This window comes from Nitrosospira sp. Nsp14 (assembly GCF_900113575.1).
Lineage (GTDB): Bacteria > Pseudomonadota > Gammaproteobacteria > Burkholderiales > Nitrosomonadaceae > Nitrosospira.
In genome coordinates this window covers 102,120-114,704 of the sequence record NZ_FOPV01000007.1, presented here as the reverse complement: position 1 = coordinate 114,704, position 12,585 = coordinate 102,120, and the positions used below count along the sequence as shown (strand labels likewise).

At 56.3% G+C, this 12,585-nt stretch carries 8 protein-coding genes; 6 read left to right on the top strand and 2 right to left on the bottom strand.

Annotation, left to right across the window (positions count from 1 at the left end; genetic code table 11):
- Nucleotides 1–90 precede the first annotated feature (90 nt).
- The 5 genes from BM022_RS06390 to BM022_RS06370 all read left to right on the top strand — a co-directional run bounded on the left by BM022_RS06390 (nt 91) and on the right by BM022_RS06370 (nt 7,161).
- A complete protein-coding gene (locus BM022_RS06390; RefSeq protein WP_091137813.1) occupies nt 91–3,516 on the top strand; it encodes a TonB-dependent receptor domain-containing protein in 3,426 nt (1,141 codons plus the stop codon).
- Nucleotides 3,517–3,525: 9 nt separating this feature from the next.
- Nucleotides 3,526–4,014: an HPF/RaiA family ribosome-associated protein gene (locus BM022_RS06385; RefSeq protein WP_091137811.1), complete on the top strand. Its 489-nt coding sequence runs from the start codon at nt 3,526–3,528 to the stop codon at nt 4,012–4,014.
- A 128-nt stretch (nt 4,015–4,142) separates the two neighbouring features.
- Nucleotides 4,143–4,880, top strand: a complete 738-nt coding sequence (locus BM022_RS06380) for a Crp/Fnr family transcriptional regulator (RefSeq protein WP_091137810.1) — start codon at nt 4,143–4,145, stop codon at nt 4,878–4,880.
- Nucleotides 4,881–5,218: 338 nt separating this feature from the next.
- Entirely contained in the window at nt 5,219–6,424 is a 1,206-nt protein-coding gene (locus BM022_RS06375; RefSeq protein WP_256208995.1) for a phosphotransferase, read from the top strand.
- 5 nt (nt 6,425–6,429) lie between these two features.
- Nucleotides 6,430–7,161 carry an HAD family hydrolase gene (locus tag BM022_RS06370; protein WP_091137808.1) on the top strand — a complete coding sequence of 244 codons (732 nt, stop codon included), beginning with the start codon at nt 6,430–6,432 and terminating at the stop codon, nt 7,159–7,161.
- A 489-nt stretch (nt 7,162–7,650) separates the two neighbouring features.
- Here BM022_RS06370 and BM022_RS06365 read toward each other — a convergent pair whose 3' ends face one another.
- Nucleotides 7,651–8,529, bottom strand: coding sequence for a hypothetical protein (locus BM022_RS06365; protein WP_091137807.1), 879 nt, complete (start codon nt 8,527–8,529; stop codon nt 7,651–7,653).
- Nucleotides 8,530–8,893: 364 nt separating this feature from the next.
- Between BM022_RS06365 and BM022_RS06360 the strand changes: the two genes are divergently transcribed.
- Entirely contained in the window at nt 8,894–12,193 is a 3,300-nt protein-coding gene (locus tag BM022_RS06360; protein WP_091137805.1) for a bifunctional diguanylate cyclase/phosphodiesterase, read from the top strand.
- Nucleotides 12,194–12,269: 76 nt separating this feature from the next.
- Here BM022_RS06360 and BM022_RS15455 read toward each other — a convergent pair whose 3' ends face one another.
- Nucleotides 12,270–12,443, bottom strand: a complete 174-nt coding sequence (locus BM022_RS15455; protein ID WP_177191642.1) for a hypothetical protein — start codon at nt 12,441–12,443, stop codon at nt 12,270–12,272.
- Between the last annotated feature and the right edge of the window lie 142 nt (nt 12,444–12,585).

The following is a 12,585-nucleotide window of genomic DNA, read 5'->3' as shown; positions in this document are numbered from 1 at the left end:
AGGCCGTGGTACTGGTGGACTCAACGTGTGGCGCTCGAGGCAAGGCCGTGGCGAGAAATGTGGAGATGCAAGACCCGAGTGATAGCCCAAATGAATAATCATCGAAAAGTATCAGCGAAGCCGGATTCTGCCTGGAAACGCGTCCAGCTGGTTCTATTGACCTTGACAACCGTCCTGCTTAATTCGGTTTTTGATGCCTCCGCTGTGGAACTTTGCGGCCCTGCGATCGCGCTGGTCGTCTCGGTGCAAGGGATTGTCGAGGTTCGCCGTTTCAAGGAAAAAAACTGGCAGCCGGCGCTGCTGAACGACAATCTCTGCCCTGGGGATGCTATCCGTGTCCGCCAGCGCAGCCGGGCCGCACTGCGGCTCAGCAACGAGAGCGTGCTCCGGTTGGATCAGAAGACCACGCTCGTCCTTCCCGGCCCCGACGCAGACAACAAGACGGTGCTGGAAATGATCACCGGCGCGATCCACGTCCTGACCAGGACGCCCAAGCCTTTCAGGATAAATACCCCGTTTCTGAATGCAGGGGTCGAAGGAACGGAATTTTTGATTGAGCTGGATCAGGACCAAGCCAGGCTGGTGATGTACGAAGGCAAATTATCGGCCAGTAACGAGCAGGGAAGCATCCTCCTCGCGGGCAGCGAGGAAGCGGTCGCGGCGAGGAACCAGGCACCGCGGAAAGGGACGGCCGTACGCCCACTCGATGCCGTTCAATGGGCGTTATTCTACCCCCCCATCCTCGATTTTCGACCAGACGAACAGGTGGTCAGTGAATCGGCCATGCGAAGCTTGCGCGCCGCTACGGACTTGTATGAACAAGGCAGAGTTACTGAAGCGCTGGAAGCGCTCGCCAATGTGCCCGCGGATGAGCACTCGGCTCGCCTGTTCATCTATCGCGCTGGCCTCCTGCTGTCGGTAGGTCGGACCGATGAGGCCAACGGGAATATTGCTCAAGCATTGCGAATCGAGCCCGGCAACAGCGATGCCTACGCGTTGCAAGCCGTGATCGCCACCGTCCAAAACGATAAGGAGCGGGCTCTCGCTCTCGCCCACCACGCGGTTGACCTGAACGCCACCTCCTCCAGCGCCAGGCTCGCGCTATCGTACGCATATCAAGCTCATTTCAACATTAATGAAGCCCTGGAAAGCGCGAAAAAAGCGGTCGAGCTTGACTCGAGGAATGCTCTTGCCTGGGCGCGGCTGGCCGAATTGCAGATGTCCGCGGGTTACTTGGACCGCGCCGTTGAGGCTGCGCAACAGGCTGTGGAATTCCAACCGGATCTGGCAAGGACTCAGACCGTACTGGGATTTGCGTATCTGGTTCAGATCGACACTGGGGCGGCGCGCACGGCTTTTTCGCGCGCGGTGCAACTTGATCAGTCCGACCCCATGCCGAGGCTCGGCATGGGTCTGGCGAAAATACGCGAAGGCCATCTCGAAGCCGGACGCATTGACATTGAAATCGCCGCCAGCCTCGATCCCGCAAATTCGTTAATTCGCAGCTATCTTGGAAAAGCATATTTTGAAGAGAGGCGCTATTCCCTTGCAGGAACGCAGTTTGATCTGGCAAAAGAACGGGATCCGAATGATCCCACTCCATGGCTTTATGATGGAATCATGAAGCAGACCCAGAACCAGCCGGTACAGGCATTGCGTGATATTCAAAAATCCATCGAGCTGAACGATAACCGGGCAGTATACCGTTCGAAGCTGTTGCTCGACCAGGATCAGGCGGCGCGTGGTTCCAGCCTGGCGCGCGTCTACGATAACCTGGGTTTTGGGAATCGTGCGATCGTCGAAACAGCAAAATCGTTGACTATCGATCCAGCCAATCATTCGGCGCATCGGTTTCTCTCGGACACATACGCAGATACCCCCCGGTACGAGGTCGCCAGGGTCAGCGAACTTCTTCAGGCTCAACTCCTGCAACCTGTAAACGTAAATCCGGTCCAGCCGCGCCTTGCTGTGGCTGACCTCAATATCATTACCGGCACCGGCCCCGCGAGGGCAGGCTTTAACGAATTTACGCCGTTGCTCGAGCGAAACAAACCCCAACTCGTCGCCTCCGGCCTAATAGGGAACCAGAGCACCCGCGGAGACGAAATCGTGCTCTCTGCGCTTTACGACCGTGCTTCAATGAGTGTCGGGCAGTTTCATCAAAACACCGACGGATTTCGCCCCAACAACGACCAGAAACACAATGTCTACAATGCGTTCCTGCAATATGCGGCCACCCCGCGCTTTAACATTCAGGCGGAAGTGCGCACGCGCAAAACTGAACATGGCGACTTATTGCTCAATTTTGATCCCGCGCTCTTCACGCCGGATCGGCGAAAACTGGGAGAAGACACAGCGAGGATAGGGGCAAGGTATGCGCTGTCACCCAACCAGGATCTCATCCTGTCTGGAATCTATACTGATAGGAAAGAGGATCTGATAGCTGTTCCAGACAACACGTTCCCCGGAACAACTGTCACCGACACCGTCACCACGAAAAGCAAAGGGTACCAGGCGGAAGCCCAATATCTGCTCCGCAGCAAACAGTTCAATGTAACCGCCGGCGGTGGGGCATATCAGATCGATGCAAGTAAAGCAGAAAGGCTGGATTTTGGAACACCGTGTCCCCCGTTCATGGAGTGCAATTTAGGGCAGCAAAACTTCAAAAGGGAACGCTACAACGGTTATTTATACACAAATATCAATTTGCCGCGACACGTCACGGGAACGATTGGTGGAAGTTATGTTTCCCTGAAGGAGGGCACGAATCTCGAAATCGACAAATTCAACCCGAAATTCGGGTTGCAATGGGACATAACGCGAAGGCTTCGCCTCCGGCTTGCATGGTTCGAGACGGTGAAGTCGGCTCTCATTGCAAATCCGACGCTTGAGCCCACCCAGGTCGCCGGCTTCAACCAGCTATTTGATGACGTCAACGGAACGACCGCGCGACGCAGAGGAGCAGGCCTCGATGCTCATGTATTGGAAAACCTATACGCGGGCGTGGAAGTATCGGACCGCAAACTTGGCGTTCCATTTTTTGAAGACAATCTGGCTTATAGTAGAACTGAAAGCCAACAGGAAAACCTCTATCGGGCATATCTTTATCTATTGCCTCATCCATACGTCTCCGCCCGGGCCGAGTTTCAATTTGAAAAATTTGCCCGTGATCCGTCTGCAACCGGACCATATGGAATTGAGACAGCAAGCGCACCGGTCAATATCAGTTTCTTTCATCCCTCGGGCGTGTTTGCGAAGCTGACAACAACGTTTGTTCAACAGAAAGTAAAAAGTCAGACGCCAGAAAATTCGGGGGTTGACGACTTCGCTTTGCTGGACGCCGCCGTAGGTTACCGTCTGCCTAACCGGCGAGGCATTGTAAGCCTGGAAGGCAGAAATCTTATGGATGAGCATTTCTTTTACCGGAACGTCAATTTTCAGGCGTCCGAACCTGTCTACTATCAACGTTTCACACCCCACCGCACCTTGTTTTTACGTGTTACGTTAAACTTTTAAGGAGAAAAAATGTGCGCAATAACAAAAATATTGGCGGTAATGGTGGCTGCAACTCTAACCGCACCGGTAGCAGCCGCGGCCCCCATTTCCCCAGCTAAGGACGTTCACATAAAAATCACCGACAATATTCGTGAGGCAGTTGGTATCCTGGATGTTCAATTTGCCATCGTGGTGGACAAGCACAACCATATACACGTTCTCACGGTCAGCGCTATGAAACACCCGGCAGAGGCTGAAGCGGAAAATCCCCCAGCGGACGACGAATCGCCCGGGGACCACCCCCCGGATCTGGGTGCCGGCGGAGGAAAATTTTCCACTCAAATCAGACAAGAAGTGGATGGCTGCTGGTGGCTGGCACGAGGCGAGCGAAATCAGGACGGCGCAATGATTGAAGCCCACGAGGTCTGCATAGGCGGTCGTGGATGTCCCGTCGGAGAGCAAAGGCCGGTCGCCAAAGCGGAAAGTAGGCCGGGTATCGTTTTTTCATCATCCCCGTGACAGCATGCGGAGGGAAGATGTCGGTTGGCAGGGATCGAGCACCAGGTTGCTACTGGCCGGATGACCCTCCGATGCGTGCTCACTAAACTTGCCGCATCACCCCTAGCGTAAGGAAGAAGAGACCGGAGATGATCGCGCCAGATATCACACCTGAACGCGCAAGCGCACTGCTCGCCATGATCAGGGAATTCAAGGATCTGCAGGCGACGGATCTCGCCAGTCTGGCCAGTTGTTGCCATTGGCATCATTATAACTCGGGGGAGCATATAATCGGCTACCGGGAAAATACCACGCATACCTACTTTATCGTGCAAGGTGAAATCCGGGTAACCTACTTCTCGTCGTCCGGCCAGGAAGTAATCTTATGCGATCTGGCAGCTGGCGAAATTTTTGGCGAACTGACGGCCATTGATGGCCTCGCCCGCTCTGCGCTTGTCGTTGCCAAAACCGACGCGATAGCCGCATCCATGTCCGCCCTCGATTTCGTCGGCCTGCTTCAATCCAATACGCAGGTATCGCTGGCCATCCTGAGACGGCTAGCTGGCCAGGTGCGCCGCCTGACGGAGCGCATCTTCGAATACAGCACGCTGCCCGTGCGTCACCGTATTCATATCGAATTATTGCGCCTGGCAAGCAGGCAAACGGCAGCAGCCAACACCGGGGTAATTTCCCCCGCACCTACTCACGCTGAAATCGCCAATCACCTAAGTACCCATCGTGAAGCAGTGACGCGCGAATTGAATGCGCTCGCCCGCGCCAGACTCGTCATACGCAAGCAGCATGAGTTGCACATACTGGATATGACGAAGTTGAAAAACATGATTGAAGATGAGCGAGGACTGCTGTTTTCCAGGCGGTCCGGATAGCCAGGCTTCTACATAGACACGCGACTTGAATCGAGGGTCAGCCCCGCTCCGCCGGGCCCAACCGCGGGTGAAACAGCGGAGGCTGTCACTGTAAAATTCGCGCTTCAAATCTTGGCGAAGCCGCGTAGCACAGCACGACAATACCCAGAACGCCCAAGCAAAAGAAATAGCAGCGGTGCAAAACCGAACATCGGCGTAAGCGGCGTATAAGAAAGCACGACTGCGCCAGCTATCACCGCCAGCGTGGCCGGCATGAGCGGGGCCGACGCCTAACCTTTCCGGTGGGGTGCGCAGTGAAAACTGCCAGAACAATCCGTGAGGCTGAAACGAGAGAATCCATGGACCATCCGCTGCGGTCCTGCCTGTCGTCAATCGCTTCGTTGCCGGAAACATGGGCAGAGGCGCGGCTATCCGCGTGGCGCGCCCACGAAATCTGTACTATTGTGATGGTGTACAGTAAGAATCACCTGCCATTCCTGACCGCGGCTAATCCCCGAGCACGGCACAATAAAAATTATTACACACACCGACACACGGCATGGTTCATGAGGTACCTCGGCCATTTATCCGCGGATGACCCTTTGTATGGATACCTGCGGGACGATATCTTCCCGCAAATCGGCGTCCGTGCTCGTTCTCCCGGATTCAGGGTATATCAGCTGCCGGCATCCAATCATGTGTATCTGTATGAAGATGAGCGCAGCCAGACGCGGGTCATTGGAAAATTCTTCGGCGGCCTGCCCGGTCTGGATCCGCGGACGGCCACCCGGCATATGGATCGGGAATTCAGCAACCTGACTTACTTGAGAAGCATCGGGTTTACGGGTTACCCTCACTATGTTGCGAGGCCGCTGGGGCGGAATGCCAGCCTCAACAACGTGCTGGTGGAAGAGTTCTGTTACGGCACTTCATTCGCCACTTTCATCGTCAACGCCATCCGCAACGGTGCCCGCGACGTGTTGTTTGAAAAACTGGCCGCGCTGGCCTATTTTCTTGCGACTCTGCACAATCGGACGGTACATGAGCACACCGTGGACTTTACCAAGGATTGCGCATATTTCGACCATATTCTCAACAACCTGCATGATGCGGGGCGCGCCGGACCGGATGAAGTCCGGCAATTTCGGCAACTCAAGGAAAATTGGGTTCGCCAGAGCTGCATGTGGGAGGATCGGCAAGTCGTCGTTCACAGCGATGTCACGCCGCCCAACATCCTTTTCGGCGACGGTCTCTGGGTGATTGTTATCGATCTTGAGCGGATGAAGCTGGCCGACCGGGTCTTTGACCTCGGCAGGGTAGTAGGCGAACTTCAGCATTTCTTCATCCAGTACGCGAACGACAAATGGCTGGCAGAACCGTTCATCGGGCACTTCCTGTGGGAATACGCCTGCCACTTTCCCAACCGGGACGCCGCTTTCGCGTCGATTACTTGCCGAGTTCCGTTTTATGCCGGTCTCACCCTCCTGCGCATCGCTCGCAACGGGTGGATAGGCGGTCACTACAGCCGGCGGTTGTTGGATGAAGCCAACAAAACATTGGGGTAATCAACATGACCATAAAGGGAATTCTGTTCGATCTCTACGGGACGCTGATCGATATTGAAACGGATGAATCTAAGGATGAAATATACCGCACCGTCGCCCACTACCTGACCTACCAGGGGGTGTATCTACACCGCGACGAGGTTCGGGAGCGCTATTACCAGATCATGCGACAGCAGCGGGAAGCGAGCGGCGAGGAATATGCGGAAATCGACGTGGAAGCGATATGGAACGAGTTGCTCATGCAGGAAGGGATCAGGTTCGTGCCCATTCGCGGGCAGTTGGCAAAAGTGCTAGCCCAAGTTTACCGTGCCATATCGCGCAACCGGCTGCAACTATATCCGGGCGTAAAAGAGGTGTTAAACACGTTACGGACCAGCTACCGGTTGGGGTTGGTAACAGACGCCCAATCCTGCTACGTCATCCCCGAAGTTCGCGCCGTAGGGCTGGATGGCTACTTCGAGCCTGTCATCATCTCGAGCCATTACGGTTACAGAAAACCTGATTCAAGGCTTTTCACCAAGGCGCTGGACAAAATGGGCCTAACGCCAGCGGAAGTGGTTTGTATCGGCAACGATATGTTCCGCGACATTCACGGCGCCGCCCTGCTCGGAATCAAAACCATTTTTATCGACTCCAACCAAGGCGCGAAATCTTTTGAGAACGTGGCACCGCATTACCGCATCAGCCAGTTCGACGATATCCTCCAGATAATGGCGGAGTGGCGCCCCGAAGCATAGCCCGAGGGGCCCCGCAGAGCGGGGATCGGGCAGCGAAGGGGATGCCAGACCGCAGTATCAATGATGGGTAGGGCGTCTGCTCCCGCTACGGGATCGCATCTTGCTGCGGAAGAAACTGCTCTGCCCCTTCGCGGTCGCGCCCCGAAGCGTAGCCTGAGGGGCCCCGCAGAGCGGGGATCGGGCAGCGAAGGGGATGCCAGATCGCAGTATCAATGATGGGTAGGGCGTCCGCTCCCGCTACGGGATCGCATCTTGCTGCCGAAGAAACTGTTCTGCCCCTTCGCGGTCGCGCCCCGAAGCGTAGCCCGAGGGGCCCCGCAGAGCAGGGATCGGGCAGCGAAGGGGATGCCAGACCGCAGTATCGATGATCGGTAGGGTGCACGTCTCCCGCTAGGGGTCGCATCTTCCTGCGGAAGAAACTGCTCGGCCCCCTTCGAGGTCGCCCCGGAGCGTAGCCCGAGGGGCCCCGCAGAGCGGGGATGCCAGAACTTAACCTGGATACTTCAAATTCATCCGATTAACGAAGGGCGCCGACAGGGTAAAATCGGAATCTCCGGGTATAAACACCTTGCAGCTCTGTTCCGTTCCCGCATGGTTTACCTTAAGACTGGCAAACAATCCTTTATCCGTGGGTCGCGTGATCGCAATCTGGGACGTGCCTGCAACCAACTTATGTCCCGCTGGTAAAACTCGTTGAGCTGGTGCACCCTCGAATTTCGATTGCCCCCCTCGGGTGAGATACGAATACTGCACCTCGGGCTGCGACTGGGATTCCTTGGGACCGTTCTTTGTCCAGTTGACGTTCAGCACAAACTCTTCGCCCTGGGGGGTGCGCGGTGAAGCCCAGCACGTCAGTCCTTCGCGCTTCTTCATGCAACTGGACCACGCCTCTGCCGCCCTCGCTGCGACCCCATTTCCCGAGGCTTTCCCCGGGATTGCGGTCTGAATTAAAAACTCGGCAGCCTGGGAGGATTCCACTCCCGAATTTTTCGAACAATATCCAGCCTTCCACTGGCTGAACCTGCCTTCGCTGAGGGTGGCCTGTGACGGGCCACCCCGTGAGTTTAACCCTTCGTTGACACCATCGTCATCCAGCGCGAAAAGCCCGAACGACAGGCCCAGGGTCCCGTCATCGCCGGACGCACGCGCACTTTTGATGGCGGCTTGCGCTTGCTCATAGTTCAACGAGCATAGTTCCGCATAAAGCGAACGGTCTCTAACCTTTGCATCGCTCTTGGCGTACTCTGTGTAGAACCCCGCCGTGAGGATGTTATGGCAGGCATCCTGCGCTGATGCTTCGAATGCGAGAAAGGACGTAAGCAGAACGGGGAAAACGCGTGCAAGGACGGGGGCACAACGGGTTTTCATGGGATACCTCCATAAATTGTCATAAGCGGGTGAATGAGAGTCTTCTGCTCGCCGATGGTCGAGAGTTGCAATAGTATAAGACCATGGCGGGCATAAGGTGACTCACGATTTGCGGAACCAGGTGGGCAGGGTTGGTAGAGACCGCGCGCTTCAAATCAGCGCACCGTCGAAATATGAAGTGTTATCAATCATACAGACAGCGATGGTCCCGCATGCTCAACTTTAATGCCTGAGGCTTGCCATTTGTTGCCGCGGACGGTCAAGTGTTGTCCGGATCACCCGTTAAAGAGGGAATTTTCGTTCTGCAGAGCAAGATCGGCTTCAAATTTTTGATAATGATAATTTTACCTTGCTCGGCTGTAACATGTTGAGTCGTCCCGTCTGGCTTCTTGTCTTGCTCTACGCTGTCTTCTCCACGCTGTGGATGGCAGTTGCGGGCTACGTGATCTCGATTACACTGGATGATCCCGCATTGCGGAGCCAGGCCTCTCTCATAAAGGACCTCGTTCTCGTCGCCGCGAGCAGTTGCGTTTTTTATGCCCTGCTCAGGTTCGCGCGAGATACCCTCGTCCCCCCTTCCATACCGTCTCCCGATTCACTCCGCTTCCAGCTGAACCGTCTGATGCTGATGTTTGTCTCCCTGTCGATGGTCGCACCCCTGGTGGGCGTTGGCATTATCAAGGTGTATGGACCGGAGATCGAACGAAAAATGTATGATGATCTTCACACCATCGCAGACCTCAAGGCGGAGCAGATCGAACTCTGGCTAGCGGAACGCCAGGGAGACGCAGAGGCGCTTGCGGCCAGCCAGGCGTTCGTCGAACGGGTCGGCAGTCTGAAACAGACCAATGATGAGCGTCACCGGCAGCTCATGCGCAACCGGCTGGAGGCCATCATGAAAGCCTATAGCTACGAGTCTGTGCAGCTCCTGGACACGAAAGGCGAGATCATACTGGCGTTGGGCGTGCAGCATGATTCGCCGGAGGTCAGCAAAACGCTGTTGGCTGCGGCGTTGCGCTCGGGCGGTATGCAGAGCAGCGACCTGTTTCTGGATATAAACGGCGGCGCCTGGCTGGATATCGTCGTGCCGCTGATTTTGGACGCGCCGAGCCGGGAAACGGTTGCTCTCGTGGTTTTGCGCGCGAATCTCGGCAAATTTCTGTTGCCGCTGGTAGAGAAGTGGCCCGGGAGCAGTGCAAGCGCGGAAATCCTGCTGATACGCCAGGAAGACCACACCTTCATTTATCTCAACCGCAGACGGCACCTGAAGAATGATTCCGCGCCGGGAGAAATCGAGCTGACCACCCGCAGGGACTTGACAGGGGCGATTGACGCCCGTCAATCCGCCCGGGGTGAGACTCGCGGACTCGATTATCGTGGCGAACAGGTGCTGGCGGCCTATCGGCCGATCGCCGGCTCCAGCTGGCACCTGATCGCCAAAATTGACCAGCGCGAAGTACTCACGCAGTTATGGACCCTGGTGCTCTGGGTTAGCATGGTGGTGTTGCTCGCCATTGCAGCGGTTAGCGTGGTATTGCTGCGGCTGTGGCGCCAGCAACGGCGTGCCCATCAGCTGGCACTGGCGATTCACACTGCCGAGCAGGACCGTCTCCTCAAATACTTCTATGAGCTGCCTTTCATCGGCATGGCGATCACCTCGCCCGACAACAAGCGCTGGCTGCGCTTCAATAACCAGCTGTGCCAGATTCTCGGTTATTCCCGCGAAGAACTCGCAGCCAAAAATTGGCCGGAGATGACCCATCCGGAAGACGTGGGTAAGGACCTTGCCGAGTTTGATCACCTGATGCATGGCGACTCCAACGGTTATGAGATGAACAAGCGGTTCATCCGCAAGGATGGGTCGATTGTCACAGCCAATGTCGACGTCAAATGTGTGCGTCGGGAAGATGGCGAGGTCCAATATTTTGTCGCCATGATCAGGGACATTACCGATCAGGAAAACCAGAAAACGGAAATTCTGGCGGCGCGGAGCCAGCTCCAGGCCACGCTGGACGCCATCCCCGATTTACTGTTCGAGCTGGATCTGGAAGGGCGTTGCCACGCATACCATTCCGCACACACAGGTTTACCGACCTTTCACAGCGAAGACCTGCTGGGGAAAAATATCTCCGATGTTCTTTCCCCAAGCGCAGCCGAGGTAATCGTATCGGCGTTGCGTGAAGCCAACGAGCAGGGTCTCTCGTCCGGGAAGCAGTTGGAGCTGCAACTACGGCAGGGAACATTCTGGTACGAGCTTTCGGTTTCGCGCAAGGACGCCGACCCCGGGCTGGCGCCCCGATTCATCGTGATTGCGCGCGATATTACCGAGCGCAAGGCAGCCGAGCGGCGCATCCTGAATCTTGCCCACTACGATGCGCTCACCGGGCTTCCCAACCGCGCGCTGCTGGCCGATCGCATGAAAGTGGCGATAAAACGGGCCGCGCGCGTACTGGGACGCATCGCGGTGCTGTTCGTGGACCTGGACCGGTTCAAGCCGATCAATGATTCGCTCGGGCATGAGGTGGGCGACCGTTTGCTTCAGCAAGTTGCTGAACGCATGCAGGCGGCCATTCGCAGCGTCGATACGGTGAGCCGGGTGGGCGGCGACGAGTTTGTCGTTCTCCTCGGCGAAATCGAGACAGCTGAAGACGCGGCGCGCGTTGCGGAGAAGATTATTTTCACGCTGTCCCGGCCTTACCATATCGAGGATCATGAGCTTTCGGTGACCGCGAGCATCGGCATCTGCATCTATCCCGATAATGGTTCCGACCCCGGCATCCTCATTCGCAATGCCGACGCTTCCATGTATACCGCCAAGCAGTCAGGCCGTAACCGGTACCAGTTCTATTCCGAGGACATGACTGCGCGGGCGCTTGAACGGCTCAGCCTGGAACGCGATCTTCGCGGGGCGGTGGAACGCGGCGAAATGTTTCTGGTATACCAGCCGCAGATCGAGCTTGAGACGGGAAACGTCATTGGCGCGGAAGTCCTTCTGCGGTGGCGGCATGCAACGCAAGGACTGATCTCCCCCCAGCGCTTCATCCCCGTGGCGGAAGATAGCGGAATGATCCTGGGAATTGGCGAGTGGGCGCTGTACCACGCCTGCGAGCAGGCCCGGAATTGGCGCGACCGTGGCGTGCTCGATGTGTGCATCTCGGTGAATGTCTCGGCGGTCCAGTTCCGCCAGGCTGACTTTGTGGATGTCGTCAAGCGCACGCTCGAGAAATCGGGGCTGTCACCTGATAGACTGGAACTGGAGCTTACTGAAAGCGTGGTAATGCAAGGGGTGGAGCCGGCTTTGGAAAAATTGCGGCAGCTGGCATCGCTTGGGGTAAAAGTCGCAATCGACGATTTCGGCACCGGCTATTCAAGCCTCTCCTATCTGCGGCAGTTCACGGTTGACCGGTTGAAGATCGACCAATCGTTTGTACATGACCTTCCGGGGAACACAGATGCTGAAGCCATCGCAGCCGCCATTGTCGCAATGGGGATCAGCCTTGGCTTCCGGATAATCGCCGAGGGAGTGGAGACTGAAGCGCAGGCGGCGTTTCTCCAAGGCGTCTTATGCAAGGAAGGCCAGGGCTATCTCTATGCCTGGCCAATGACCTTAAGCGAGTTTGAAAGATGGGTGGCGACGTGGAAGTTGCGTCCGGCAGGCCGATAGGGGATTTCCGCGCGGCTTTCGCCCGCACGGGAACCTCGTTGTTCTACCCGTTCCGCCCTCCACTGACTGCCCGATCCTATTTAGATGACTCGGCAGGCGCTTCCTTTTTTACTGGATTCTGCAGCGTGTAGCCTTCTTCTTTCATCTTGTAGCCACCGTATGCACCGGCTCCACCCACTGCCAGCAGCCAGCATCCCGACAATCCCGGAGTCGCAAGCAACAATATTCCAACCCGGATCAATTTTTTCATTCCCCCTCCACAGGTTAACAATAAACGCGCAAATCGGCGCAATAACCTCTCACGCCCCTCACTCGCAGCCGGCGCCGACACCGCTCATGACGCCATGAGACCGAAGAACAACTGCATATAATAACGCATCGCAAAATTAAAA

Coding starts and splice junctions, on each gene's coding strand:
- BM022_RS06365 (WP_091137807.1), bottom strand. CDS start 8,529: ATGAAAACCCGTTGTGCCCCCGTCCTTGCACGCGTTTTCCCCGTTCTG.
- BM022_RS06370 (WP_091137808.1), top strand. CDS start 6,430: ATGACCATAAAGGGAATTCTGTTCGATCTCTACGGGACGCTGATCGAT.
- BM022_RS06385 (WP_091137811.1), top strand. CDS start 3,526: ATGTGCGCAATAACAAAAATATTGGCGGTAATGGTGGCTGCAACTCTA.
- BM022_RS15455 (WP_177191642.1), bottom strand. CDS start 12,443: ATGAAAAAATTGATCCGGGTTGGAATATTGTTGCTTGCGACTCCGGGA.
- BM022_RS06390 (WP_091137813.1), top strand. CDS start 91: ATGAATAATCATCGAAAAGTATCAGCGAAGCCGGATTCTGCCTGGAAA.
- BM022_RS06360 (WP_091137805.1), top strand. CDS start 8,894: ATGTTGAGTCGTCCCGTCTGGCTTCTTGTCTTGCTCTACGCTGTCTTC.
- BM022_RS06380 (WP_091137810.1), top strand. CDS start 4,143: ATGATCGCGCCAGATATCACACCTGAACGCGCAAGCGCACTGCTCGCC.
- BM022_RS06375 (WP_256208995.1), top strand. CDS start 5,219: ATGGACCATCCGCTGCGGTCCTGCCTGTCGTCAATCGCTTCGTTGCCG.